General features: G+C 66.5%; 22 protein-coding genes. 7 read left to right on the top strand and 15 right to left on the bottom strand.

Annotation, left to right across the window (positions count from 1 at the left end; translation table 11 throughout):
• Window positions 1–33 precede the first annotated feature (33 nt).
• Window positions 34–1,701, bottom strand: a complete 1,668-nt coding sequence (locus A6I89_RS08775) for a metallophosphoesterase (protein WP_172504558.1) — start codon at window positions 1,699–1,701, stop codon at window positions 34–36.
• A gap of 337 nt (window positions 1,702–2,038) precedes the next feature.
• On the opposite strand from A6I89_RS08775, the gene A6I89_RS08780 reads away from it, so the two are divergent.
• Together A6I89_RS08780 and A6I89_RS08785 are read left to right on the top strand one after the other, a co-directional pair.
• On the top strand, window positions 2,039–2,866 hold the full coding sequence (locus A6I89_RS08780) for a tyrosine-protein phosphatase (RefSeq protein ID WP_013414895.1): 828 nt from the start codon (window positions 2,039–2,041) through the stop codon (window positions 2,864–2,866).
• 28 nt (window positions 2,867–2,894) lie between these two features.
• Window positions 2,895–3,413: a hypothetical protein gene (locus tag A6I89_RS08785; protein WP_022594138.1), complete on the top strand. Its 519-nt coding sequence runs from the start codon at window positions 2,895–2,897 to the stop codon at window positions 3,411–3,413.
• On the opposite strand, the gene A6I89_RS08790 is transcribed toward A6I89_RS08785, so the two are convergent.
• Together A6I89_RS08790 and A6I89_RS08795 are read right to left on the bottom strand one after the other, a co-directional pair.
• Window positions 3,410–5,188 carry an ABC transporter ATP-binding protein gene (locus A6I89_RS08790; RefSeq protein WP_022594136.1) on the bottom strand — a complete coding sequence of 593 codons (1,779 nt, stop codon included), beginning with the start codon at window positions 5,186–5,188 and terminating at the stop codon, window positions 3,410–3,412. The genes A6I89_RS08785 and A6I89_RS08790 overlap by 4 nt on opposite strands.
• The gene (locus A6I89_RS08795; RefSeq protein ID WP_022594135.1) at window positions 5,185–6,882 is read right to left on the bottom strand and encodes an ABC transporter ATP-binding protein; all 1,698 of its coding nucleotides are present in this window, start codon (window positions 6,880–6,882) and stop codon (window positions 5,185–5,187) included. The genes A6I89_RS08790 and A6I89_RS08795 overlap by 4 nt, the downstream gene beginning before the upstream one ends.
• Before the next feature lie 135 nt (window positions 6,883–7,017).
• Here A6I89_RS08795 and A6I89_RS24615 point away from each other — a divergent pair, with 135 nt between their 5' ends.
• Both A6I89_RS24615 and A6I89_RS08805 read left to right on the top strand, forming a co-directional pair.
• Entirely contained in the window at window positions 7,018–7,191 is a 174-nt protein-coding gene (locus A6I89_RS24615) for a hypothetical protein (protein WP_005515507.1), read from the top strand.
• 33 nt (window positions 7,192–7,224) lie between these two features.
• Window positions 7,225–8,754, top strand: coding sequence for an alpha,alpha-trehalose-phosphate synthase (UDP-forming) (locus A6I89_RS08805; RefSeq protein WP_044990491.1), 1,530 nt, complete (start codon window positions 7,225–7,227; stop codon window positions 8,752–8,754).
• 69 nt (window positions 8,755–8,823) lie between these two features.
• Here the strand turns inward: A6I89_RS08805 and A6I89_RS08810 are convergent, their stop codons facing one another.
• The 12 genes from A6I89_RS08810 to A6I89_RS08865 form a co-directional block, all read right to left on the bottom strand.
• On the bottom strand, window positions 8,824–9,396 hold the full coding sequence (locus A6I89_RS08810; protein ID WP_022594130.1) for a hypothetical protein: 573 nt from the start codon (window positions 9,394–9,396) through the stop codon (window positions 8,824–8,826).
• Window positions 9,393–10,019, bottom strand: coding sequence for a hypothetical protein (locus tag A6I89_RS08815; RefSeq protein ID WP_237171830.1), 627 nt, complete (start codon window positions 10,017–10,019; stop codon window positions 9,393–9,395). Before A6I89_RS08815 ends, A6I89_RS08810 begins: the two co-directional genes overlap by 4 nt.
• 134 nt (window positions 10,020–10,153) lie before the next feature.
• On the bottom strand, window positions 10,154–11,566 hold the full coding sequence (locus A6I89_RS08820) for an MCE family protein (protein ID WP_022594126.1): 1,413 nt from the start codon (window positions 11,564–11,566) through the stop codon (window positions 10,154–10,156).
• Window positions 11,563–12,786 (bottom strand): MCE family protein, encoded by a 1,224-nt coding sequence (locus A6I89_RS08825; protein ID WP_044990490.1) that lies wholly within the window; start codon window positions 12,784–12,786, stop codon window positions 11,563–11,565. The genes A6I89_RS08820 and A6I89_RS08825 overlap by 4 nt, the downstream gene beginning before the upstream one ends.
• Window positions 12,783–14,087: an MCE family protein gene (locus A6I89_RS08830; protein WP_022594122.1), complete on the bottom strand. Its 1,305-nt coding sequence runs from the start codon at window positions 14,085–14,087 to the stop codon at window positions 12,783–12,785. Before A6I89_RS08830 ends, A6I89_RS08825 begins: the two co-directional genes overlap by 4 nt.
• Entirely contained in the window at window positions 14,084–15,136 is a 1,053-nt protein-coding gene (locus A6I89_RS08835) for an MCE family protein (protein WP_022594121.1), read from the bottom strand. The genes A6I89_RS08830 and A6I89_RS08835 overlap by 4 nt, the downstream gene beginning before the upstream one ends.
• Window positions 15,123–16,157: an MCE family protein gene (locus A6I89_RS08840; RefSeq protein WP_022594120.1), complete on the bottom strand. Its 1,035-nt coding sequence runs from the start codon at window positions 16,155–16,157 to the stop codon at window positions 15,123–15,125. The genes A6I89_RS08835 and A6I89_RS08840 overlap by 14 nt, the downstream gene beginning before the upstream one ends.
• Window positions 16,157–17,338 (bottom strand): MCE family protein, encoded by a 1,182-nt coding sequence (locus A6I89_RS08845; RefSeq protein WP_044990488.1) that lies wholly within the window; start codon window positions 17,336–17,338, stop codon window positions 16,157–16,159. The genes A6I89_RS08840 and A6I89_RS08845 overlap by 1 nt, the downstream gene beginning before the upstream one ends.
• 11 nt (window positions 17,339–17,349) lie before the next feature.
• The gene (locus tag A6I89_RS08850) at window positions 17,350–18,201 is read right to left on the bottom strand and encodes an MlaE family ABC transporter permease (protein WP_022594118.1); all 852 of its coding nucleotides are present in this window, start codon (window positions 18,199–18,201) and stop codon (window positions 17,350–17,352) included.
• Between the two features lie 20 nt (window positions 18,202–18,221).
• A complete protein-coding gene (locus A6I89_RS08855; RefSeq protein WP_022594117.1) occupies window positions 18,222–18,986 on the bottom strand; it encodes an MlaE family ABC transporter permease in 765 nt (254 codons plus the stop codon).
• 630 nt (window positions 18,987–19,616) lie between these two features.
• The gene (locus tag A6I89_RS08860; protein ID WP_005515522.1) at window positions 19,617–20,528 is read right to left on the bottom strand and encodes a 3-oxoacyl-ACP reductase; all 912 of its coding nucleotides are present in this window, start codon (window positions 20,526–20,528) and stop codon (window positions 19,617–19,619) included.
• 119 nt (window positions 20,529–20,647) lie between these two features.
• On the bottom strand, window positions 20,648–20,836 hold the full coding sequence (locus A6I89_RS08865) for a ferredoxin (RefSeq protein ID WP_005515523.1): 189 nt from the start codon (window positions 20,834–20,836) through the stop codon (window positions 20,648–20,650).
• Window positions 20,837–21,117: 281 nt separating this feature from the next.
• Here A6I89_RS08865 and A6I89_RS08870 point away from each other — a divergent pair, with 281 nt between their 5' ends.
• The 3 genes from A6I89_RS08870 to A6I89_RS08880 all read left to right on the top strand — a co-directional run bounded on the left by A6I89_RS08870 (window position 21,118) and on the right by A6I89_RS08880 (window position 25,143).
• Window positions 21,118–22,299: an acyl-CoA dehydrogenase family protein gene (locus A6I89_RS08870; protein WP_372440038.1), complete on the top strand. Its 1,182-nt coding sequence runs from the start codon at window positions 21,118–21,120 to the stop codon at window positions 22,297–22,299.
• A 15-nt stretch (window positions 22,300–22,314) separates the two neighbouring features.
• Complete coding sequence (locus A6I89_RS08875) at window positions 22,315–23,436, top strand: acyl-CoA dehydrogenase family protein (protein WP_022594115.1); 1,122 nt, start codon at window positions 22,315–22,317, stop codon at window positions 23,434–23,436.
• A 75-nt stretch (window positions 23,437–23,511) separates the two neighbouring features.
• Entirely contained in the window at window positions 23,512–25,143 is a 1,632-nt protein-coding gene (locus A6I89_RS08880; RefSeq protein WP_022594113.1) for a long-chain-fatty-acid--CoA ligase, read from the top strand.
• Window positions 25,144–25,149 lie beyond the last annotated feature (6 nt).

A 25,149-nucleotide genomic window follows, 5' to 3' on the forward strand; every position in this document is an offset into this window, starting at 1 on the left:
CGGACACATCGCCCTCCACCCCCGCCCGCCCGATCAGCGCGTGAACGTGGCCGTCACCTCGGGTGAGGCGTTGCCGTAGGCGTCCACCGCAACGACCTTCGCTTCGTACGTGGTACCCGCCGCCGCGTCCGGAACGGGGATGTCGAGACTGTTCGGCCGCGGCATGAAGTAGAAGTCCGACAACACCTTCGACGCCACGACCTTGACACCGGTCGTCGTGTCGGTGATGTCGACCCGATAGTGGTGGACCATCTGGCCGTCCCGCGCCTGAGCGATCCGGACCGCCGTCGCGCCGTCCTCGCTCGTCACCAGCGACAGCGGCGTCGACGTCGCGAACTCCGGCGCCACCGTGTTCCGGGCCGCCGAGGTGTACCGGAAGTTGTCCTTGATCTGCTCGCTGGTCGACCCCTTCAGCTCGACCGTCCAGCTCGAGCCGCTCAGGGTGCCCGCACTCGCGTACGGGGGCTGCCAATTCGCCGACCACTGCCCACCGGTGTAGATGTCGTGCTTGTCGGCGGCCATGTTGATGCGGCCGATCTCGGTACGGTCCTTGTAGACGTCGACGAACAACGCCTGTGCGGTAGGTGATTCGAAGCGGTTCGCCAGGCCCGACTCGGTGATCATCTGGTATCCGTGGTCGATCTCGATGTACGACATCGAGCCGTCGTTCACCGACGTGAAGTCGCGCTGATGGATCGACCGGTCGTCGTTGTTGTTGAGATGCGAGTGCCCGGAGAACAGGATGGCCTGCGGATAGGCCTTCAGGTCCTCGGCCAGCCGGGGATTGGATGCCTGCTGACCGTCCATCGTGGTGCCGCTCGCGGGGCGATGCCCCTGCACGAGAATGGGTTTGGCGACGTTCGCCGGATCGGCGGTGAGTTCCGCCAGCCGGCCCTTCAGCCAGTCGCGCTGAGCGGTGTCACCGTTGTAGGTCTCGGTGTTCACGGTGAAGACGGGCACACCGTTGACATTCGATTCGTAGTAGCCGCCGCCCGTGTCCGGGAACCATTCCCGTGGATATCCGGCCCGGACGTCGTCCAGGTACGCGTCGTGGTTGCCGTACGACATCAGGACCTGGGTGTCGGTCATGCCCTTGCGCTCGAGGTTCTCCTGGAAGATCCGCGAGACGATCTTGTGGTCCGCGCCCTTGCCGTCCCAGTTGTCGTTGATCATGTCGCCGTTGGACAGGATCGCGTCGGGCTTCGGGAAGATCGATCCGATGGTGTCGAAGAAGCTCCTGTACTTCTCGGTGTTGTTCTCGTAGCCGCCGACGTGGACGTCCGACATGACGACCACCTGCGCGATCGGCTTCTCGGACGTGCGGATCAGGTACCCGAACGAGACCGGCGCACTGGCCTTCTCACCGCGGAACGCCACCGCGCTCACGTTGGTGTCCGACTCGATCCGGAGCGCGCGTCCCGGGACGTAGGCCGGGCTCTCCGCGGTCGGCGTCGTGCCGTCCAGCGTGTAGCGGACCGTTACTCCTCGCTCGGTGTCGAACTTCAACTCGACGGGGTGTTCGTAGCGTCCACCGGGAACGCTGACGCCCGGCGCGGCGGGCACCGTGTCGTTGTCTCCGACGGAGCTGCCCCACTCGCTTCCGAGGCTTCCGGCGCTACCCCACACGGGGTCGGCCTGCGCTGTGCCGGTTGCGGCGAGCGCTGCGGTCGCTGCAGCAATCACAAGAGTTGTGCGTCTCACGGGATGTCCTTGTCGTCGGCCGGGTCACCGGAACCAGATCTCCAATTGGTCTGGACCAATCAAGCTAGGTCGGCGCGGGCACGAGACGGTGCGCGCGAGCGGTCCTTCCGGTGAAGAGGGAATGAACATCGCAAATCAGGCACACCCGAGCGGGGGGTCGCGAGTCGGCGTCCGGAGTGCTGCCGAATCGCGCTGTGGTGGAACGATCATCGCCCGCCACTCCGGCTGACGGCGGGACTCGCCCGTTCCGCGGACAGAACGGGCCGAGAGCAGCTAGCCTCCCAGCGAATCCGCGGCGGCACCGGGCCGTTCGCACGACCAGCACCGACGAGGGCCCATGAGATCCACACGCACCGCGTTCAACCGCTTCCTGCTGCTTCTCATCGGCCTGCTGGCGCTCGTCGCACCAGCCGTCACCGCCCCGCTCGCGTCCGCCGATCCCGTCACCCCCACCGCGATTCGACTCGAGGGCGCGAAGAACTTCCGCGACATCGGCGGCTACGAGACGTCCGACGGCAGGACCGTCCGCTCCGGGCTGGTCTACCGCGCCAACAAGCTCAGCTCCCTCACCGACGCCGACCTCGCGAAGCTCACCGCCGCGAACGTCACCCTCGACGTCGACCTGCGGAACATGTGGGAGCGCAGGGACGACCCGGACCGGCTTCCCGAGGGCGTCCGCTACCAGGTGGCGGACGTCGTCTCGTTCGAACACGGCATCGCGTTCCACGAGTTCGTGCCACTCACGCTGGGACGTGCGCTGATCGACGCGGCGGTGACCGGCTCCTCGGACATCGGCCAGTCCATCGGCTACCCGTTCATGGTCACCTACCGCGGCGCCGACGTCGCTTTCCGCGACCTGCTGACCGCGATCGCCGGCAACGCCGACGGCGCCACGGTGTTCCACTGCAGCGCGGGCAAGGACCGCACCGGCTGGGGCACCGCCGTGTTGCTCAGCCTGCTCGGTGTCCCGAAGGCCACGGTGTACCACGACTTCCTGGCCAGCAACACGTACCTGGGCCGCGCCGACGCCGTCGAGAAGTCGTGGCTGGACGCCGCATTCGCTCAGGTCGACCGGTTGTACGGTGGGGTCGACAACTACGTGCGAACGGGGCTGGGCGTCGATCAGCAGACCATCGACACCCTGCGGGCGCGACTGCTCGTCTGACCCCGGCATCTTCGAAAGGCCCGGCCCGATGGATTCGATTGCCCGACTGCGGGACGAGATCGCCGGAAGCGGACTGCTCACAGCGCCGCAGGTGGGCGACGGATTCGTCTTCGGCACCGCCCGGGTGGCCGCCGCCGGCACCGAGGTCACCGTCAACGTCGACCCCGAACTCGACGACCGGCCCGTCCCGGACACCGGTGTGCTCCTGGCCGCCGTCGACCGACTCCTGACCGTCACGCCCGAGCAGTGGCTCCGGATCGTCGACTCGGTCGCCGAGGAGATCGAGGAGGCGGTCGGCGATGCGCCGGTCCACGAACCGACCGACCTGCGCGACGACCTGTCGCTGACGTCCACCGTCGTCTTCCACGACGCGCTCCTGTTGTCCTTCGCCGCGCCGAAGCAGTTCCCCGACAGCTGGATCCGGGTACAGCTGGACGAGCAACTCGCGGTCGACGGGGTTTGCGTCGACGACAAGGACGACGACGCCGAGGTCGTCGAGTTCGATTCCCTCGACGACCTTCTGGACCACGTTTCCGAGGACCGCTAGGTGGTCGAGACGGCCCGCTCGTCCGCGCCCTGCCACGCCGCCCACAGCTGCGCGTAACGCCCACCCGCCGAAACCAGTTCGGCGGGCGTGCCCTGTTCGACGATCCGGCCCTGTTCGAGCACCACCACGCGGTCGGCGGACGCCGCCTGGGTGAGCCGGTGCGCGACGACCAGCGTCGTCCGGCCCCGGGTGGCGGCGTCCGCGGCGCGCTCGAGTTCGCGGGCACCGGCGCTGCCCGCCTCTGCGGTCGCCTCGTCCAGGATCGCGACGGCAGGGTCGGCCAGCACGAGCCGGGCGAGTGCCAGTTGCTGCGCCTGCGCCGCGGTGAGCGTGTGACCACCCTCGCCGACCACGGTGTCGAGTCCGTCGTCGAGCGCGTTCACCCACGACGACGCGCCGACCGTGTCGAGCGCATCGGTCACCTCCGCGTCGGAGGCGTCCGGGCGCGCAAGGCGCAGGTCCTCGACCAACGGCCCTGCGAACACGTGCACCTCCTGGCTGACGATCGCGACATGTCGGCGCAGCGACCCGGCGCCCAGTTCGCCCAGCGGCACCCCGCCGATCCGCACTGTCCCCGACGTCGGTGGCAGCGATCCGGCTGCGAGAACCGCGAGGGTCGACTTGCCGGCGCCCGTCGATCCGACCAGCGCCACCCGCTCCCCCGGCGCGATGCGCAGGTCGATGCCGTGCAGCACCTCGTGGCCGCTGTCGTAGCTGTGCCGGACATCGGCCAGTTCGAGGGACGCATCGGCGGGCTCCGCGCCCGTGCCGACGTCCTCCGACTCCGGGATCTCCAGCACGCCGACGAGCCGGGCGAGGCTCGCACCCGCGGACTGCACTTCGTCGAACGTGTACAGCAGCGCACCGATCGGGTTGAACAGACGATGGAACAGCAGCGCCGCCGCCGTCGTCTGGCCGACGGTCACGACGTCCTGCTTCACCAGCGCGAAACCGACCGCGAGAATTACTGCGAGCCCCACGAATTCGGCGCGGTTGCCACGTCCGGCGAAGCGCGTGAACAAACCGAACACGCCCACCGAGAGGTCGCGCGCATCGCCCGAGGCCCGATCGATGTCCGCCAGATGCCGTTCCTCGAGGCCGTACGCGCGGACCGTGCGCACGCCCTGCATGCTGCTGACGAGGGCCTGCGACCGCCGACCCATCGCCACGCGCTCCTGCGCGTACAGCGGCCCCGAGCGGGGCAGGTACCAGCGCAGCGCGAGCACGTACATCGGCAGCGCCACCATGCCCGCCAAGCCCAGCCGCCAGTCGATGCCCACCATCGTCGCCATGCTCAGCGCCACCAACAGCAGCGACGACACCAGGCTCGGGACGACGTCCGCGACGGCCTTGCCGATCACCGCGACGTCGTCGCCGACGCGCGAGAGCAGATCGCCCTTGCCGACCCGTTCGATCGTGGGGATGGGCAGGCGCAGCGCGCGCCCCACCACCTGCTCGCGCAGACCGGCGAGCGCGCCCTCCCCCAGCCTGGCGATGAGATACGACCCGAGTCCGGTGAGCGCGCCCGCGACGACCGCGGCGACCGTGATGATCGCGACCACGCCGACGATCGTCGACGCCGGAGCCCCTTCACGCACCCGGTCGACCAGGACGCCGAACACGTAGACCGGCACCACCGCGGCGCCCGCCGCGATCAGTCCGGCGAGCAGCGTCAGCGCCGCCAGAGCTTTCCGACGGGCGAGCGCGTCGCGCAGCCAGCGCCAACTGTCCGACGCCGACGCGATCGGCAGCAACTGCTGCTCCGGCGCGCTCATCGCAGCACCGCCTTCCGGTAGTTCTCGTCGGACGCGGACAGCCCGGCGTGGGTGCCCTCGGCGACGATGCGGCCGCCGTCCAGGACCACCACGCGGTCGGTCACCGACAGCAGGGCGGGGCTGCTGGTGACGAGGATCGTCGAGTGCGCGCGGGTACCGCCGTGCCGGCTGCCGGCGATGCCGTCGGCGATCGTGTGTTCGGTGACGGCGTCGACCGCGGTGGTCGGATCGTGCAGCACCATGACGGGAGCTTGCGCCGCGAGCGCCCGGGCGAGCGCGACACGCTGGCGCTGCCCACCGGACAGGCTCGCGCCCCGGTCGGTCACTTCGTGCTCGAGGCCCGCGGGATGCGCGTCGACGACGTCGACCGCTGCCGACGCCCGCAGCACGTGCCGCACCGCGTCGTGGTCGGCGTCCGGGGACCCGGCGGTGATGTTGGAGTGGACTGTCCCGGCGAACAGGTCGGTGTGGTGCGGTTCGACCAGCACGGTACGGCGTGCGTGCGGCAGCCCCAGATCCACCAGACCGACGCCGCCCACCCGGATCTCGCCTTCGTACCGATCGGGGGGAATCTGTCCGGACAGGACCTCGGCGAACGCTTCCGCGTCCTCCGGCCGATAGGCCACGACGCCCAGCAGTTCCCCCGGCGCGACGGTGAGGTCGACCTGGGCCAGCGACCGGTAGGACAGCGCCCGCAGCTCCACGTCGCTCGCGCCCGACGGCTCGGTACCGCCGGCAGGAAGCAGAGGTTCGGCGTCGAGCACCAGCGCCAGCCGGTCCGCCGACGCCCGCGCGTTCGCGTAGAAGCCGGGGACGCGGGCCAGCATCCCGAGTGGTTCCACGATGAACTGCGACAGTCCGACGACGGTGATCAGCTCGCCGACCGAGATGCGGCCGTCGAGCGCGAACCAGCCCGCGAACCCGGCGACGGACACTGCGAGCAGAGCGCTGACCGTCATCGACACTCCGACGAACACGCCGGTCGCCTTCGCGGCGCGCATCGTCGCGGCCAACGCGTCGCGGCTGACGTCGCGGTAGCGCCGCGCCGCCGTCGCCTCCGCCCCGATCCCGCGCAGCGGGCGCAGGCCGCTCACCAGATCGGTGGCCATCCCGGCCGCGCGTGCGGTGGTCGCCTGCTGCGCCGACGCCCGGCGCGTGATCAGCGGCGCAGCCAACTGCAGCAGACCGAGCATGACGGGTGTGCCGACGAGTACCGCCAGACCCAGTGTCACGTCGATCCACAGCAGCGCGATCGCCGACGCCACCATCGCGGTGAGCGCCGCGGCGACGCGGGGGACGACGTCGAGGATCCAGGCTTCCTTGTCGGCGTCGGACGTCGAGACCGTCAACAGCTCGCCCGCCCGCAGGTCGGTCCGCACGCCGCGGGGGTCGAGGATGCGGCCCGCGACCTCCACCCGGAGCCGGTGTGCCTCCTGCTGCACGGCCAGCACGATGAAGCGCGCTCCGAACCGCCACGCGGACGTGAGCACGACGAAGAGGAGGGCGAGCGCGGACAGCCACACGATCAGGGCTGTGACGTCCCCGGTCTCGACCGCGCGGTCGACGATCACACCGATAGCGATCGGCACCGCCGTCTCGGCGACCTGGTGCAGGCTGACCAGGGCCGTCCCCGCGAGCAGACGCCCCCGGTTCCGTGCCAGCGTGCGGCGCAGAACCGCGGTACCACCTGCCATCAACCCTCCAGCCCTCGACAACAGCGTAGGTAAGTAGACCCTAACCCGGCGGTGAGTGGCGCCGACCGGTGCGGTTCTCATAGAGTCGCACTCAGGAACTACCTGCTAGTGAAGCAGCAAGCCGGAAGGAACAAGATGGCCGCGAAGACGACCGCCGAGAACGACATCGCGGACGAGGACCTCGAACCCGTAGCCGACGAGACCGCTCGACAGGCTCAGCGCGTCGTCGCCGCTTACGCCACGGATGCCGACGAGTGCCGCATGCTGCTCTCGATGCTCGGCATCGGACCGACCGCCAAGCTCGACTGACGCATCACAACCGAGGAAAGAGTAGGGGTATCCGTGGCTGAGCCTTCGGAATTATCGACAAGTTCCGAGGGCGCGACGGGCGGCGACCAGTCCGGCCCCGTACACGGAGGCTCCGACTTCGTCGTGGTCGCCAATCGCCTGCCGGTCGACCTCGAACGACTTCCCGACGGTACGACCCGCTGGAAGCGCAGCCCCGGCGGGCTCGTCACCGCCCTCGAACCGATCCTGCGCAGCAACAAGGGTGCGTGGGTGGGCTGGCCCGGCGTCCCCGACGTCGACCTCGAGCCCATCGTCGAGGACGGTCTCGACCTCTATCCCGTGCCGCTCAGCGGTCAGGAGGTCGCCGACTACTACGAGGGCTTCTCCAACGCCACTCTGTGGCCGCTGTACCACGACGTGATCGTCAAGCCGGAGTACCGACGTGAATGGTGGAACGCCTACGTCGAGGTGAACCGGCGTTTCGCCGAGGCCACCTCGAGGGCCGCCGCGGAGGGCGCCACCGTCTGGATCCAGGACTACCAGCTGCAGCTGGTGCCGAAGATGCTGCGGATGCTGCGCCCCGATCTCACCATCGGGTTCTTCCTGCACATCCCGTTCCCGCCGGTCGAGCTGTTCATGCAGATGCCGTGGCGGCGCGAGATCGTCGAGGGCCTGCTCGGCGCCGACCTCATCGGATTCCATCTCCCCGGCGGCGCCCAGAACTTCATGTTCCTGGCCCGCCGCCTCGCCGGCCAGCAGACCTCCCGGGGCACTGTCGGTGTCCGCTCCAAGCTCGGCGTCGTGCAGGTCGGATTCCGCACCGTCCGCGTCGGCGCCTTCCCGATCTCCATCGATTCCGGCAAGCTCGACGAGCTGTCGCGCCGCAAGTCGATCCGCGACCGCGCCAAGCAGATTCGCAAGGAACTCGGCAACCCGAAGCACATCATGCTCGGCGTCGACCGGCTCGACTACACCAAGGGCATCGACGTGCGCCTCGACGCGCTGTACGAGCTCCTCCAGGAGGGACGCATCGATCCCGCCGACACCGTCATGGTGCAGCTGGCAACGCCCAGCCGCGAGCGTGTCGAGAGCTACGTGCAGATGCGCGGCGCGATCGAGCAGACCGTCAGCCGCATCAACGGCGAGTACGCCGAGGTGGGGCGACCGGTGGTGCACTACATCCACCGCCCCATCGGCCGGGACGAACTGATCGCGTTCTTCGTAGCCTCCGACGTCATGCTCGTGACACCACTGCGCGACGGCATGAACCTGGTCGCCAAGGAGTACGTCGCGTGCCGCAGCGACCTCGGCGGAGCGCTGCTGCTGAGCGAGTTCACCGGCGCCGCAGCCGAACTCCGTCAAGCCTTCCTGTGCAACCCCCACGACCTCGACGACGTCAAGGACAAAATGGAGGAAGCACTGAACCAGGACAAGGAGGCCGGTCGACGCCACATGCGCGCCCTGCGCCGCCAGGTCCTCGCGCACGACGTGGACCGCTGGGCCCGCTCGTTCCTCGACGCACTCTCACAGCAGGGTGTGGCCGGACCGGCACTGCTGCCCGCGGACGGCGAGTACACCGAGTAGGACCCAGGTACCGACGACAATGGGCTCCCGCGTTGCGCGGGAGCCCATTTCGTTCGGGTCAATCGTTCGTCACACCGGGGTCAGTCGTCCGGTGAGCCACCGGTCGCCCTCCTTGTGCATCTCCATGCGAACCCGACTGCCTGTGGTCGCGGCGTCCGGCATCTCCTCGCTGCGGGTGATCTGGTTGACGTACAGCAGCACCACCGCGTCGTTCTTCGACGCCGACTCGATCGCCCCCGCCTGCACGGTGGCCTCGACGGTGATCTTCTTCTCCTTGGCGCCGGGAGCGATCGTCTCCTTCACCAACTGGTCGTACTCGGCACGGAAGTCGCCGGTGAGACCGTCACCGGCCGCGGCCAATTGCTGGTCGACATCGTTGAAGTTGTACGACAGCATCGCGGCGGCCTGAGCCGTCGCGGCTTGAACCGCGTCGGTCCGTGCCTGCTCGGCAGCACGATCGTTCAGGTAGCCCCAGCCCAACCAACCGACACCGACCAGCAGAGCGGCGATCACCACGCCGGCGACGGCCAAGAGTGCCGTCGGCAGCGACTTGTTCGCACGGGTTGGCGAAACCTCGATCGACGGCGTATCCGTCTCGATGCTCATTCCAGGACCCTCGTTCTCGACATGCTTCTCGGTCACGGCACGAACTCCACCTTCGACGCGGTGAGCGTCCCGTCGTTGTCGGTCACCGTCACTCGCATCCGGAAGTCCCGTGTACCGTTCTGGGACCCGTCAGGGGTGGTGACGTCAGCACGCGCCGACACGAGAACCTTGGCGGTGTCGTCGCTGTCACTCTCGATTCCACTTGCAACAATTCTGCCGACCGTGGTGACACCGGCCTCCTTGACGATGCTGACGAACGGATCCTCCCGGCCATCGAACTCGGCTTTGAATTCGCCGCTCGCGCCCGCAAGGATCTTGGCGACGTCGTCCTTGGCGGTGTCCGGCTTGATCGTCGTGAGATTGAGGACGGTCTGCTGCGCGGTGGCTGTGAAGGCTTCGCGGCGCGCGTCACGATCGCCCGCGACGGACCGCTCGTACAGCAGCCAGCCCAGGACGGCGAGCAGCGCAACGATCACCAGGCCGAGCGCAATCGCCGAAGCGAGTGCGCCCCGAGCCCAGCGAGGTCCAGCCGGCGCCGTGGGGTACCAGTCGTCGGACTCGATTTCCGGCGCCGTTGGGGCAGAAACGGTCTCAGCCTCGACGGCCGACGGGGCCGCAGACTCGGTCACCTCGGCGGTCGGGGTCGCGTTCTTTTCCAACGTGATCGTTCCCGCGACACCGGCCCCACGGTCGATAGACGGCAGTTTCGTCACAGATTGCGAACCATTGCCGCTCGCCGGGCCCGCGCTGCGACTGGCACGCCGACGCGCCGGACGCCTTCTCTCGTCGGCCGTCAGCCCTGCTGACGTGTCATCATCGTCTGCCACGTCGTGTCCTCCCTCGGTGTTCCTCCCGACAACCCCGGCTGCGAGTACAACACGCCGTCGGGCCCGACGTACTTTCCCGTCGTCGGGTCGTAGGGGCGCGCTGTGGCAGGCACATTCGCGCTCCCTACGCTCGCCGGAGCCGTCGTGTACGAGGGTACAGACGGATCCTGCGGCGGCCCACTCGGCGGGTTGTTACCCAGCGGAACGTATCCCGCTGCGCTACGGCATTCCACGGGCGATGCCGCACGTCGACCGGGGACCTCCATACAGGGATAGTTGCGCGCCCCTCGGACCGTGGTCGGGTCGTCCTGTGCCACCTTGCAGAACAGGTCCGACGGCGTGGGCGGAGTTGTCTTCTCGTTCGGTGCTCGCCACTGGTCTGCGGGAAGGAAGCCTGTGGTGCAGGGGGGAGGGTCGTTCACCTGCAGCGCGAAGTTCACGATGGCGCCGTCGTCGATCGGCCCCTTCATGGCGATGGTCAGCAACGACGACACCAGCGGCGGGTAGATCACCAGCACCTGTTCGATGCTCTTGTGGTAGATCGTGGAGACCTCGCCGACACTCACCAGGTTGGCAAGCAGCAGTGGCAGCGTCGGCTTCAGCTCCTGGAACAGTGCGTTGGCCTCGTTCGCCGCACTCGGCGTCTGCGCGAGGATACTTCGAATCTGAGGATCGCTGGTGCGCAACTGGTTCGAGAACGTCACCAAGTCCTGGGTCCACGACCGGATCGCGTCGCTCGTGACCACCTGCGTGTCGAGGAGACCCTCCGCCTGTTCGATAAGCGTCTTAGTGGCGTCCGAGTTGGCATTGGCTTCCTGGACGAACAGTCGTGCGGAGTCGATGAGTCGTTGCAAATCCGGCCCGGCCCCGTTGAACGCCTTGAAGGACTCGTCGACCACCGTGCGTAACTGAGTGTTCGAGATGCTTTGCACGAGAGTGTTCGCCTGGTCGAGCATCGCGCCGACGTCCTGCGGAACGCTCGTGCGGTCAACGGGAATCACGTCGCCGTCCGCGAGATACGGCTCCGAGTCGGTACGCGGGATCAGGTCCACGTACTGCTCACCGACTGCTGACACGCTCTTGACGGCCGCATCGAGGTCTGCAGGGATGTCGTAGCTGCTGCTGATCGACAGCTTGGCGTCGACCCCGTCCTCGGTGAGCACTACCTCATCGACCTTGCCGATATTGGTGCCGCGGAACGCAACATTGGCATTCGCATACAGACCGCCACTCGACGACAGCTGCACGGTCACCCGGTTCTGCCCGATACCGAACAGTGCGGGTAGCTGTACATACTGGGTGGCCATCACGACCAGACCGATGACGGTCAGGATCGAGAAGATCACCAGCTGAATACGAACGAACCTCGAGAGCATCATGGCGTCGGCGCTCCTAGTTGCGGAAGGCCAGGAATCTGCAGCGACGGAATATCATCCGGCGTCGCAGGCTTGGGCTGGGGCTGGATCAGGTCAGGCTTCTTCGGATCAGGCACCTTCAGCGGGTCGTTTGTCTGCCCGGCGGTACCTGCCAAGGTGCCGAGCGCGCCCTCGACTCCCGCAAGTGTCGGGCCCAGCCCCGTCTGGTCGATGAAGTTGCTGGTCAGCCGCGCGTTTGTCATGTCGATCATCATGTTCAGGTTCGCGTAGTCGCCCTGGAACACCTGATCCATGTGCTTCATCGTGAACGGGAAGGTCAGCATCATCGACAGCACCTCGGTCAGGTTGTTCCCGGTACCCGCAAGCTGCTCCAGAAGCGGCGACAGTGAAGCCAGGTTCGCCTTCAGGTCGTCACCGCTCTCGTTGATCACGCGGGTCGCGGTGTCGCTGAAGTTGCCGAGCGCCACGAGTGCATTGGTCAGGTTCTGACGCTGTGCCACCAGCACCTCGAGGGCGGGCGGGATGCTGTCCAGGGCGCGATTCAAAGTGTCGGTCTGTTGGTTCACCGTGCCGGCAAGTCGGTCGATGCCCTCCATCGCCGAGATGATCTGCGTGCGTTGATCATCAAGACTACTGACCAGTTGATCCAGTTGCGGAAGCAGATCCCGGACCGAATCCTCACGCCCGCCGAGGGCCGCGTTGAGCTCTCTCGTGATGTCGTTGATCTGTGCTAGTCCGCCGCCGTTCAGCACGACGGAGAGCGACGAAAGCGTCTGTTCGGTCGTGGGATATGCACCGGCTCGTTCGAGCGGAATTACGTCGCCATCCTTCAGAGTCCCCTGCGGCGCGATTCCGACCGGCGGCGCCAGTTCGAGATGCTGCGAACCGAGGAGGCTCGTCTGCCCGATCTTGGCCGTCGCGTTGGCCGGCAACTGTACGTCCTTGTTGAGCGAAACCGTTACCAGCGCATGCCAATCCTGGACCTCGATGCCGGTGACCGCGCCGACCGTGACGTCGTTGACTCGAACCGGCGAGTTCTGCGACATCGTCGTGACGTTCGGCATCTGAATCTGAACGGTGTACGCCCCGTCCCCTTGGCCTTCGGTACCTGGCAGAGGAACCGAGTTGAGCCCGTTCCACTCGCAGCCCGTGCTGGCCAGGGCGATGGTGAGAGCTATTGCCGAAGTGGCAAGTACACGAGTGGACTTGCGGTTCGCGGTCATCGTCCGCCTCCCGGATTGAGCAATTCTCCCAGACTGTTGGGCACCTGGACCGACGGCATCGTGAAGAGGGGCGCAATCTCGGACGAGGTCGGACCTGACGGCGTCCGAGCGGGGACCTGGCCGGCCAGGCTCGGCGGACTGAACTCGAGCTGCTCGGGCAGAGCCCCCTGGGAATCGGCAGGCCGGGTGAGGATGCCGGGGTAGTTCGTAGTGATCGAATTGAGGACCGGGCCGAGGAACTGGGCGCAGAGATCCGCCGACCGGTCCGAGTCATTGGTTTCGAGCCCCGCGATGAGACCACAGACCATGTTGATCGGGTTCTTCGCATTGCTGGCGGCGAGCACACCGTTCACAGATCCCTGTTTGGGCGTGTAGATGTCCTTGAAGTTCGCCAAGGCGTTCGGCGCGACGTGCAGAACTTGCTCCAGCTGCGGTCGCTTCTCGACCAGCACCGATGTCGCGTCGGCGAGCCGGCCGACCTGCTCGGTGAGCGAAGCCCGGTTCTCGGTGACGAAGCGGTTGACGTCCCCGATTGCAACGTCGAGATCCTGCAGCGCGGTGCCGAGTTCATCGCTGGTGTCGGCCAGGAGGGACGACACCGACTGCAGTCGTCCGCCGAACTGCACGATCTGCTGGTTACTGGACGACAGCGTGGTGACGAACATCTGCAGATTGCGAATGGTGGCGAACAGGTCGGTCCGACCGTCAGAGAGGGTCTTCATGGTGTCGGAGAGCTCGCGCAGCGTACTGCGCAGCGCGTCACCGTTCCCGTCGAGATTGTCTCCGACGGTGTCGATGAAATTGCCCAGCGAACCCTGGTCGGCTCCACCCTGTGGACCGAGGGCGTCCGACAGCTTGGTCAGCTCGGTCTTTATCTCGTCCCACTCCACCGGGACCGCGGTGCGGTCGAGAGGAATCTCGGCGCCGTCCGCCATCGACTCTCCCCCGGTGTACACCGGGGTGAGCTGCACGAAGCGCGCCGCGACGAGGCTGGGCGCGATGATAACTGCCTTGGCATCGGCCGGGATGTCCACGGAGCGATCGACATTCATCACCACCGTGGCCCCGGTGCCGCTGGGGTCAATGCTCTCGACAGAGCCCACTTTGACGCCGAGCACACGAACGTCGTCGCCGGCATAAAGGCCAGTGGTGGTGGGAAACTGCGCCGTGATAGTCGTTTTGCCGAGACCCGGGAAGAGATAGATCACCGCTGCCACGAGAACACCCACTACGACGACGGCAGCGCCGCCGATCGTAAGCCACTTCCTTCTGTTACTGGTCTGCTGCTGTTCGTCGCTCATCGGTTCGGGTCCTTGAGCTCGGTCTTCAATGGCGGAAACTGGGCAAGGTCCTGGGGCACGTGCTCGGGCCACAGCAATTGATCGACCGCAGTCTGGGTAAGTGCGCTGACGCTGAAGTTCGCGACATAAGCCATGAAGAAGGGGCCGCTGCCGACGGCCTCGCCCAGTGAACGCGCGTACGGTGCGAGCCCGTCGAGCGCCTGACCGATGTTGTCCTTGTTGTTCTGCAAGTTCGCTACTACGGCATTGAGCTTGTCGAGCGTCGGCTTCATCTGCTGCTCGTTGTCCTGGACCAAACCGGTGAGCTGCTGTGAGACCGCGGAGACATTCGTGATCAGCTCGCTGATCGCGTTGCGGCGGCGATCGAGTTCACCGAGCAACTGGTTACCGTCGAGGATCAGTGTGTTGATCTGGTCGCTGCGGTCGGCGAGGATCTCGGTCACGCCCTCGGCGCGATTGAGTAGATCCTTCAGAGACTCGTCGCGAGAGTTGATGCTCTGAGACAGGCGGGTGACACCGTCCAGGGCGGCCCGCAGCTCCGGCGGAGTGTCCGACAGCGTATCCGACACCGCGTTGAGCGAATCGTTCAACTGCTTCGTGTCGAGGTCGGACACCGTCGAAGTAAGGTCTCCGAGCGCGTCGTTGAGCGAATAGGGAGAGTTCGTCCGCTCCAACGGAATAGTACTGCCGACCTTCATGACGTCATCGCCCTCGGAAGTCACCTGCATCGACTTGCGCCCGAGAACTGTATTGGTCTTGATGTCGGCGCCCGAACTACCGCCGAGTCGAATGCCCTCGTTCATCGAGAAGGCGACCCGGACCGCAGCACCATCGAGTTCGATACTCTCCACCTTGCCCACGTTGACGCCGGCGACGGTCACGTAGTCACCGGGCATCAAACCGCCGGCGTCCTCGAACACCGCTTCGTAGCGGACATTGCCGAACAGGAACGGCAGTCGGTCGTACTGCAATCCGGCAAGTACGAGGCACACCGAGACGGCAACGCCGATAATGCCGATGCGCGTAAGGTTTCGCTCACCCTTGGCCATCGAATGCGCACCTCCCCGTCGTCTGCAGCGGTGTCGTGGGCAGGTCCACCCGCAACTCCTTCCCGTCAGGTCCGGAGAACTTGAAAGCCACTTCGCACGTGTAGAACTGGAAGAAGGCGCCATACGAACCGGTGCGGATCAGCTTCCGGTACGCCTCCGGCAGCCGCTCGAGTACCCAGTTGATGTCGTCCTGGCCGTTTTGAAGGTTCGTCGCGAGATCGCTCGCGTTAGCGATCGTCGACTGCAGGTCCGGTCGCGCGCCCTGGAGCAGCTGCGCCAGATCGTCGGTCGCAGTGGCGATCTTCGGAATCGCTGCTCCGATCGGATCGCGATCCTGCGCGAGTCCGCTCACCAACTGTTGCAACTCGTCGATCGTGGTCGAGAACTGATCGCCCTTGTCGTCGATCGTCTTCAGTGTGGTGTTCAAGTTTGTGATGACGTCACCGATCAGCTCGTCCCGGTCGGCGAGCGTCGACGTGAACGAACTGGTGTTGCCGAGCAGCGACACCAGCGTGCCGCCCTGGCCCTGCAACACCTGCAGGAGCGCGCCACTCAAGTCGTTCACTTGCTCCGCGCTCAAGCCACGGAGCAGAGGCTTGAAACCACCCAACAGCAGATCGAGGTCGAGGGCGGGTGCCGTCTGAGTCTCCGGGATGGTCCCGCCGGTGGCGAGCGGCTCGGGCGAGCCCTCCCCGGCGAGGAGTTCGAGGTATCGGTCACCGACGAGGTTCTCGTAACGAACGGCGGCCCGGGTGCTTTGCAACACCGGGTACTTCGTGTCGACGTCGAAGCTCACGTGTGCGAGGTTGTCGGATCCCACCTCGACACCCTTGACCGTGCCGACCGGTACACCGGCTATCCGAACCTTCTCGCCCGACTTCAGTCCGGATGCGTTGGTGAACACCGCGCGGTAACCGTCGGTGCTGCTGAATCGGGCCTGACTGAACACGATTGCCAGGCCGGCGAAGATCAGCACCATCACGGTGGTGAACGCGAGGAACTTGACTGTGGTGGCGCGCATCAGTTCTGCCCCTCCGCAGCTGGGGTTACTCCGTAGAGCATCTGGAACAGCGTGGGCATGCTCAAGGTGGTTTTCGTGGCCGGCATATACGGGGTGTTGGCGCTGTCTGTGACCACGAACGGGGCGTTCCCGTCTCGCTTGGGATCGAAATCGGGTAGACCCCAGCAGTTGGGGCCACCGGTGGCGTTGACCTTGGGGAGGTCCCGTGGATACGTGTAGGGCTCCAGGCCGGCCAGGAAGTTCGTACTCATCGCGAAGCCTGCCTGGCCGCCGCCTTCGATCTGCTCGGCCATCGGGCGGGCTTTGTTGAGTCCGACGACGAGGCACGAGATGGCTGGGGAGTACCCGGACAGGAGGGCCGTGGTCGGCTCCAACAGTTCGAGCGCACGCGCCAGGTCCGCCTCGTTGTCTGTGAGCAACTGATTGCCGTTGTTCGACAGCGCCACGGCGTTCTCCAGCGTCATACGCAGGTTCTCCCGCTCTTCGACGATACTTCCGCTGGTGGCGGTCAGATTGCCGAGCAGAGTCATCAGATCCGGAGTGACGTCGGCGTAGGTGTTGGTCACGGTGGCCGCCGCGTTGAGGTCCTGCTTCAACTGCGGCAGAACCGGATTCATCTTCTTCAGATACGCGTCGGTCTCGCCGAGCAGCTCACCGAGCTCGTTGCCGCGACCGTTGAGCGCCGACGAGATGGCGCCGAGGGTGGCGTTGAGCTTCTCGGGCTCGATCTGCTGCAGCAGCGTCGACAGGTTCTGGAACAGGGTGTTGAACTCGACGGTGACGCTGTCCGCGCCGATCACCGCGCCCGGCTGCAGGGACTTGGGCGACGGGTCGGCAGGCGTGACGAAGTTGACGTACTTGGCCCCGAACACGGTGGTCGACTTGATCTCGACGGGCGAGTTCGCCGGAATCAGGTGCATCTGCGACGGATCCATGTCGAGCTTGATGCGGGCCTGGCCGTCCACCTCGTCGATCGAGGCGACGCGGCCGACCTCGACACCACGCAACTTGACCTTGGCGTCGGGCTCCATCACAAGACCCGACCGTGCGGCCGTCACGGTGACCGGCTCGCTCTTCTCGAAACCGCCGACGAACATGGTCAGCGCCACTACGACGATCGCGACGAGGCTCAGTACCATCACAGCCGCGGCGACCTTCGTCTTCCACCTTGATTCGGTCAACGCTCCTCCGCCTATCCCGAGAGGTTGAAGTTGCCGGACTGGCCGTAGATCGCCAGCGAGATCAGCAGGGTCACGGTCACGACTGCAATGAGCGAGGCCCGGACGGCGTTGCCGACCGCCACGCCCACACCCACCGGTCCACCGCTGGCATTGAAGCCGTAGTAGGTGTGGATGAGCATCACAGCCACACCCATCACAATTGCCTGCACGAACGACCAGAGGATGTCCGTCGGTATCAGGAACGTCGAGAAGTAGTGGTCGTAGACGCCGCCTGACTGTCCGTTGAGCACCACCGTCGCGAAACGGCTCGCGACGAACGACGCGATGACTGCCAGCGAGTAGAGCGGGACGATCGCGATGATGCCGGCCATGACCCGTGTCGAGACGAGGTACGGAATCGACGGGATCGCCATCGATTCGAGGGCGTCGATCTCCTCGGAGACCCGCATCGCACCGAGCTGCGCGGTCGAGCCCGCGCCGATGGTGGCCGCCAGGCCGATACCCGCGATGACCGGTGCGGCGATACGCACGTTGATGAATGCCGCGAAGAAGCCCGTGAGCGCCTCGACGCCGATGTTTCCGAGCGAGCTGAAGCCCTGGACGGCGATGGTGCCGCCGGTGAACAGCGTCAGGAACCCGACGATGACCACGGTGCCGCCGATGACCGCGAGCGCGCCGGTGCCCATGCTGATCTCGGCGATGAGCCGCAGCACTTCCTTCCGGTAGTGCAGGAGGGCACGCGGGGACCACGCGAGAGCACGCCAGAAGAACAGTGCCTGCTCACCGACGCGGTCCACCGAGCGCGATGTGCGCGCGATGCGCCGTCGAGTGCGGACGAAACGTCCCGATGCCACCAGAGCCATCTACTTCACCACCCTGTCACTCACCCGGACGTCAACTTGATGCCGATGGCGGTGATGAGCACGTTGACCACGAACAGCGCCATGAACGAGAACACGACGGTCTGGTTGACGGCGTCACCGACACTCTTCGCTCCACCGCGAACGTTCATGCCGAGATACGCGGCCATCAGCCCCGCGATCATGCCGAACAATCCAGCCTTGAGCATCGAGATCATAAGTTCGCCGAAACCGGTGAGGAGCGTGATGCCGTTGACGAACGCACCCGGGTTGACGTCCTGGACGTACACCGAGAAGAGGAAGCCGCCGAGGATACCGATCGTGCAGACGAGACCGTTGAGCAGCAGGGCGACGACGGTCGACGCGAGGACACGGGGCACCACGAGGCGGTGGATCGGATTGATGCCCAGCACGCGCATGGCGTCGATCTCTTCACGAATTGTTCGGGCTGCGAGATCCGCGCAGATCGCGGTGGCGCCGGCACCCGCGACGATGAGCACCGTGACGATGGGGCCGACCTGTGTGACGGCGCCGAGAGCGGCACCGGCCCCACTGAGGTCGGCCGCGCCGATCTCCCGCAACAGGATGTTGATCGTGAAGCTCACCAGAACGGTGAACGGGATCGCGACGAGCACCGTCGGAACCATCGAGACCCGCGCGACGAACCACGCCTGATCGACGAACTCGCGCCGCTGGAACGGGCGCGAGAAGACCGCGCGCAGCGTGTCCGCCGACATCGCGAAGAATCCGCCTGCCGCCCGCAGGGGTACCTCGAGGAGGTCGACCACGTTTCCCTCCTCACAAATCCTTGTCATGGACGTTCGATGCGTGGCCGCGAGCACTCGCGACACGACGCACCCCCCAGGGCGTCCGAACAGGACAAACGCTCTGTGACCCAGGTCATATTAACTAGAACGTGTTCACCTGTCAAAGATTTCGACGGCACGTCCTGAAACCGACCGCAAGCAAGGGCCGGAGTCGGCCGGGAGTCCACGCAGAAGCGGCCGGGCGACACCGAGAGCGGGACGGACCGCGCGCTCTCGCACGCTCACCGAGGGTGGACGATCACCCGCATTCAGCTGCGCAGACGCGCGAAGTTTCGTCGACGCACACGAGTTGGGCGCGAAGGTTGAAGGCGCCCGCGCCGGCGCCGACGATGAATAACCGACCGCAGCGCCTCGGCAGCCTCGGTTATCGTTCCGAGATCTCGTCGCAATCATCGAACTGGAACAGGTTCTAGACACCAGTACAGCGTTCCACAGCGAACCGTCGCCGGAGCGGCTGCCGACCGAGCGACGCCGAGGGACACACCGGCGTCCAGCCCATCTTGTCGCCTTTCCTACCGGCTGTATCGATAATCCCGCAATCCCCCGTTACGCGGGGAATTGCGGGATCGTCCGCATCCGGGCAGGGCGCGATCAGCCCAGCGACTTGAGCGCCTCGGAGGCCGAGAACATGCGCTCGGGATCGCGGTCGTCGAAGTACGCGCCCATCTCGTCGGCGAGACCGGCAGGCGTCCACTGCGCGTCCGCGTCGAAGCGCTGCTCGACGACCGGTGCGGCCATCAGCGCGACCATGGGGCCGTAGACGACGAAGACCTGCCCGTTGACCTTGTCCGCGGCGGGGGACGCCAGGTACGAGACCAGCGCCGCGACATGCTCGGGCGAGAGCGGATCGATCTGCCCCTCGGGGGCGTCACCGAAGACGGACTCCGTCATCGAGGTCCGCGCGCGCGGGCAGATGGCGTTGGCCCGCACGCCGTAGCGCGACAGGCCACGCGCCGCCGACAACGTCAGTGCGGTGATGCCGGCCTTCGCGGCGCCGTAGTTCGGTTGCCCGGCCGGCCCGAGCAGCCCCGCCTCCGACGACGTGTTGATCAGTCGGCCGTAGACGGGGGCACCGTCCGCTTTCGACTTGTCGCGCCAGAAGGTGGCCGCATTCCGGGAAAGAAGAAAGTGACCACGCAGGTGCACCTTGAGGACGAGATCCCACTCCTCGTCGGACATGCCGAAAAGCATGCGGTCGCGGACGATTCCCGCGTTGTTGACGACGATGTCGACGCCGCCCAGGCCCTGGGCCGCCGACATCAGGGCATCCGCCGTGGACCGTTCGCCCACGTCACCCGCGACGAATTCGACCTTGCCACCGAGGGTGCGAATCTCGTCGAGCGTGGACTCGACCGCGTCGTTGATCGCGAGGTCGTTGACGACCACGGCAGCGCCCGACTGGGCCAGACCGATCGCCTCGGCCCGTCCGAGACCGGATCCCGACCCGGTCACGATCGCGACCTTGCCCTCCAAGCTGACCTCGCGATTGCTGCCTGCACTCATCTACGCACTCCCGTAACCGTGACGTCGACCGGCCTCGCGCCGGTCGGTGCCTCATCGCCGCGGCTGTCGACGACAGCGGCCAATGTAGAACGTGTTCTACATTGGCCGCAAGGGTGGCTCTAGTGCTCGGTGAGCGCGGCGCGCGGGCACTGCGCGATCGCCGAACGCACGTCCGCTTCCCGGTCGGCCGGAGGAACGGCGGCCGAGATGATCAGCTCTTCGTCGTCATCCAGATCGAAGATGTCGGGAGCGATTCCGACGCAGACACCGTTGGCCTCGCAGCGGTCCCTGTCGACCCTTACCTCCATGACGGTTCCTCATTTCACGTTCGTTCGAAAGACCGGACCGAAGCCTGACGCGCCGGGCTGTGGCGCCACGAGACTTCGCCATAAGACTAGAACCCGTTTCACTGCTGTGCAATGATTCGGACAACCCTCCTGTAGGCGCCGACCGCACGGTCCGCACCGGTCACGGAAAGGCCGCTGTCACAGCCTCGTACACGATCAGCAGTGTCCGCGATCATTCCAGAAATCCGGGTCGTATCGGTCGAAATCGACGCCGACGATAGTCCTGGATTGGAGAAATGCACGTGGATATCACCTACACCCCGCAGCAGCAGCAGCTGCGGGAGGAATTGCGAAGCTACTTCGCGAAATTGATGACCCCCGAGCGCCGCGAGGCGTTGGCCGCGACCACCGGCGAGTACGGCGAGGGCAACGTCTACCGCGAGGTCGTCCAGCAGATGGGCCAGGATGGCTGGCTCACTCTGGGCTGGCCCAAGGAGTACGGCGGCCAGGAGCGTTCTCCGATGGAGCAGCTCATCTTCACCGACGAGGCCGCGATCGCGGGCGCTCCGGTGCCGTTCCTGACGATCAACTCGGTCGCGCCGACCATCATGCATTTCGGCACCCCCGAGCAGAAGGCGTTCTTCCTGCCCAAGATCTCGGCCGGCGAGCTGCACTTCTCCATCGGCTACTCCGAGCCGGGAGCGGGCACCGACCTCGCGTCGCTGCGCACGTCCGCGGTGAAGGACGGTGACGACTACGTCATCAACGGCCAGAAGATGTGGACGAGCCTCATCCAGTACGCCGACTACGTGTGGCTGGCATGCCGTACCGATCCGAACGCCAAGAAGCATCGCGGTATCTCGATGCTGATCGTGCCGACCAGCGCCGAGGGCTTCTCGTACACCCCGGTGCACACGATGGCCGGCCCCGACACCAGCGCCACCTACTACCAGGACGTGCGCGTGCCGCAGACCTCCTTGGTGGGCGAGGAGAACGGCGGCTGGCGCCTCGTGACGAACCAGCTCAACCACGAGCGCGTCGCGCTCACCTCCGCCGGACCGGTCATGACCGCACTCCAGGAAGTGCGCGAATGGGCACAGAACACCAAGCTGGCCGACGGCCGTCGCGTGATCGACCAGGAGTGGGTGCAGATGAATCTCGCCCGCGTGCACGCCAAGACCGAGTATCTGAAGCTGATGAACTGGGAGATCGCCTCCGCCGAGGACCACGCCCCCGGCCCCGAGGCCGCGTCCGCCAACAAGGTGTTCGGCACCGAGTTCGCGACGGAGGCGTACCGCCTTCTCATGGAGATCATGGGCCCGTCGGCCACGATCCGGCAGAACTCCCCCGGCGTCCAGCTCCGCGGCCGCCTCGAGCGGATGCACCGCTCGGCGCTGATCCTCACCTTCGGCGGCGGCACCAACGAGGTCCAGCGCGACATCATCGCGATGACCGCCCTCGGCCAGCCGGCCTCGAAGCGATAAGGAAGGACGACCGACATGGACTTCACCCTCACCGAGGCCCAGCAGGACCTGGCCGGCCTCACGAACGGCATCGTCGCCGACATCGTCACCAACGAGCGTCTGCGCGAACTCGATTCCGCGGAGAATCGTTTCGACCGCAAACTCTGGGACACGCTCGCGACCTCCGGCGTACTCAGCGCCGCCCTGCCCGAATCCGTCGGCGGCGACGGCTTCGGCATCCTCGAGCAGTGCAGCATCCTGATCGAGCTGGGGCGCGGCGTCGCCCCGGTCCCGTATCTGTCGTCGATCGTCATGGCAGCGGGAGCAATCGCGGAGTTCGGCTCGGACGCACAGCGTTCGGAGTGGGCAGCACCGGCCGGCGCAGGCGCGAAGATCCTTGCCGCCGCCCTGGCCGAAGAACTCAACGACAACCCCGCGGCACCGGCCACCCGGGCCGAGCGGACGGCCGACGGCTGGACCCTGCGCGGCACCAAGATCGTCGTCGACGGTGCACCGGTCGCGGACCTGTTCCTGGTCCCGGCCGCGACCGACCGCGGCACCGTGGTGTTCCTCGTCCGAGCCGACGACGCCGGAGTCACGGTGACCCGCCAGCAGACGACGGACTTCGGTTGCACCGGCATGGTCGAGCTGGCCGATGTCCGCGTGGACGGCGACCGTGTTCTCGGATCGGTCGAGCGCGGGACGGAGATCGTCGAGTGGATCGTCGGCCGTGGCTCCGTGGGCTCGAGCGCCTTCCAGTTCGGCGTACTCGACCAGGCCTTGAAGATGACCGCCGAGTACGCCCGCGAGCGCATCCAGTTCGACCGGCCGATCGGAAGCTTCCAGGCCGTCGCCCAGCGCCTCGCCGACGGGTACATCGACGTCAAGGGTGTACGACTCACGCTGTGGCAGGCCGCTTTCCGCCTCGCCGAGGGCCTGCCCATCGAGGGCGAGATCGAGACGGCCAAGTTCTGGGCCTCCGATGCAGGCCATCGCGTCGCTCACACGGTCGTGCACGTTCACGGCGGCGTCGGACTCGATGAGGACCACCCCGTGCACCGGTACTTCCTCGCCGCGAAGCGTCAGGAATTCCTGCTCGGCTCGGCATCCGACCAGCTGCGCAGACTGGGCGCCGAGCTTGCCGCCATGCCTGCGTAACCGACACGCGCGCAAGCAGTCCCACACAGTGAAATGGTCGAGCATGACGGGCGTCACACAGGTCATGATGTGGGCATGACAGTGACACCCACCGTCGCGGATCTGCTCGAGCAGCTTCGCGACGTCGACTCGCACGGAATCCGATTCGAGGAGTCGTACATTCCGTGGACCGATCACGTCCACGGAATGTACGACCGTGCGGCGCTTCTCGACGAGCTGCTCGACGCCGATCGTCCGCGCCACTTCGGCGTGCTGTTCGACAACATCCCCGAGTTCTCCTCCCTCCTGGGCGCGGCGGCATACTCCGGTACTGTCCTCGCCGGCCTCAACACCACCCGCCGCGGTGACGCCCTCGCCCGGGACATCGCACTGTCCGACTGCCAGGTCGTGTTCACCGAGAACACCCAGGCGCATCTGCTCGACGGGATCGATCTCGGCGGGGTGCGCGTGATCAACGTCGACTCGCCCGAGTGGCCCGACCTCCTGCGGCCGTTCGCCGGGTCTCCCGCGATCGCGCCGACTGCGGACCTCGACGACCTGCTGATGCTGATCTTCACATCGGGCACCAGTGGTGATCCGAAGGCCGTGCGTTGCACTCACCGAAAGTTCACCGAGCCGGGCATCATGCTGGCGGAGCGATTCGGGCTCTCCACGGACGACGTCGTCTACATGGCGATGCCGATGTTCCATTCCAACGCGATGATCGCGGCATGGTCGGTGGCGCTGAGCGGCAGGAGCGCAATCGCCCTGCGTCGCAAGTTCTCCGCATCCGGATTTCTGCCCGACGTCCGCCGCTACGGCGTCACGTACGCTAATTACGTCGGCAAGCCGCTGTCGTTCATCCTCGCCACGCCCGAGCGGTCCGACGACGCCGACAACACCCTTCGGGTCATGTACGGGAACGAGGGTTCGGCCCCGGTCGCCCGTGAGTTCGCCCGGCGCTTCGGTACCCGCGTCGTCGACGGCTTCGGCTCCACCGAGGGCGGCGTGTCCATCTCGGCGCACCCCGACGCTCCGGTCGGCGCGCTGGGCATGCTGCCGCCGACCGTCGAGATCCGCAATCCCGACACCGGAACTGTGTGTCCCCCTGCCGAGTTCGACGCAGACGGCCGTCTCATCAACGCCGAGGAGGCCACGGGCGAGATGGTGAACGTGACGGGTCCGGGCGCGTTCGCGGGCTATTACAAGAATCCGGAAGCGGATGCCGAACGCCTGCGCGACGGCATGTACTGGAGCGGCGACCAGGCGTACCGCGATGCCGACGGATTCGTCTACTTCGCGGGCCGCAGCTCGGGCTGGCTGCGCGTCGACGGCGAGAATCTCGGCGCCGCACCGATCGAGCGGATCCTGCTCCGCTACCCCGGCTTCGCGCAGGTGTCGGTATACGGCGTGCCGGACCGCGAGGTCGGCGACCGGGTGATGGCAGCGGTCATCCCCGCCGGCGACGCGGAGGGCTTCGACCCGACGGCGTTCGCTCGTTTCCTGGACGAGCAGTCCGATCTCGGACCGAAGCAGCGGCCGACGCTGGTGCGGGTGTGCTCGGAGTTCCCGCGGACCGCGACGTTCAAGGTCGTGACGCGCACACTCAGCGCCGAACGCTGGCACTGCGCCGAGCCGGTGTGGTTGCGCGATCGAGGTCAGGACGAGTTCGTGCGGCTCACGCCGGAACTCGCCCTCACGCTCGAACGTCAGACCGCCGACGCCTGATCGCAC

This window comes from Prescottella equi (assembly GCF_002094305.1).
Taxonomy (GTDB): domain Bacteria; phylum Actinomycetota; class Actinomycetes; order Mycobacteriales; family Mycobacteriaceae; genus Prescottella; species Prescottella equi.

Coding starts and splice junctions, on each gene's coding strand:
- A6I89_RS08780 (WP_013414895.1), top strand. CDS start 2,039: ATGAGATCCACACGCACCGCGTTCAACCGCTTCCTGCTGCTTCTCATC.
- A6I89_RS08785 (WP_022594138.1), top strand. CDS start 2,895: ATGGATTCGATTGCCCGACTGCGGGACGAGATCGCCGGAAGCGGACTG.
- A6I89_RS08790 (WP_022594136.1), bottom strand. CDS start 5,188: ATGAGCGCGCCGGAGCAGCAGTTGCTGCCGATCGCGTCGGCGTCGGAC.
- A6I89_RS08795 (WP_022594135.1), bottom strand. CDS start 6,882: ATGGCAGGTGGTACCGCGGTTCTGCGCCGCACGCTGGCACGGAACCGG.
- A6I89_RS24615 (WP_005515507.1), top strand. CDS start 7,018: ATGGCCGCGAAGACGACCGCCGAGAACGACATCGCGGACGAGGACCTC.
- A6I89_RS08820 (WP_022594126.1), bottom strand. CDS start 11,566: ATGATGCTCTCGAGGTTCGTTCGTATTCAGCTGGTGATCTTCTCGATC.
- A6I89_RS08825 (WP_044990490.1), bottom strand. CDS start 12,786: ATGACCGCGAACCGCAAGTCCACTCGTGTACTTGCCACTTCGGCAATA.
- A6I89_RS08830 (WP_022594122.1), bottom strand. CDS start 14,087: ATGAGCGACGAACAGCAGCAGACCAGTAACAGAAGGAAGTGGCTTACG.
- A6I89_RS08835 (WP_022594121.1), bottom strand. CDS start 15,136: ATGGCCAAGGGTGAGCGAAACCTTACGCGCATCGGCATTATCGGCGTT.
- A6I89_RS08840 (WP_022594120.1), bottom strand. CDS start 16,157: ATGCGCGCCACCACAGTCAAGTTCCTCGCGTTCACCACCGTGATGGTG.
- A6I89_RS08850 (WP_022594118.1), bottom strand. CDS start 18,201: ATGGCTCTGGTGGCATCGGGACGTTTCGTCCGCACTCGACGGCGCATC.
- A6I89_RS08860 (WP_005515522.1), bottom strand. CDS start 20,528: ATGAGTGCAGGCAGCAATCGCGAGGTCAGCTTGGAGGGCAAGGTCGCG.
- A6I89_RS08865 (WP_005515523.1), bottom strand. CDS start 20,836: ATGGAGGTAAGGGTCGACAGGGACCGCTGCGAGGCCAACGGTGTCTGC.
- A6I89_RS08875 (WP_022594115.1), top strand. CDS start 22,315: ATGGACTTCACCCTCACCGAGGCCCAGCAGGACCTGGCCGGCCTCACG.
- A6I89_RS08880 (WP_022594113.1), top strand. CDS start 23,512: ATGACAGTGACACCCACCGTCGCGGATCTGCTCGAGCAGCTTCGCGAC.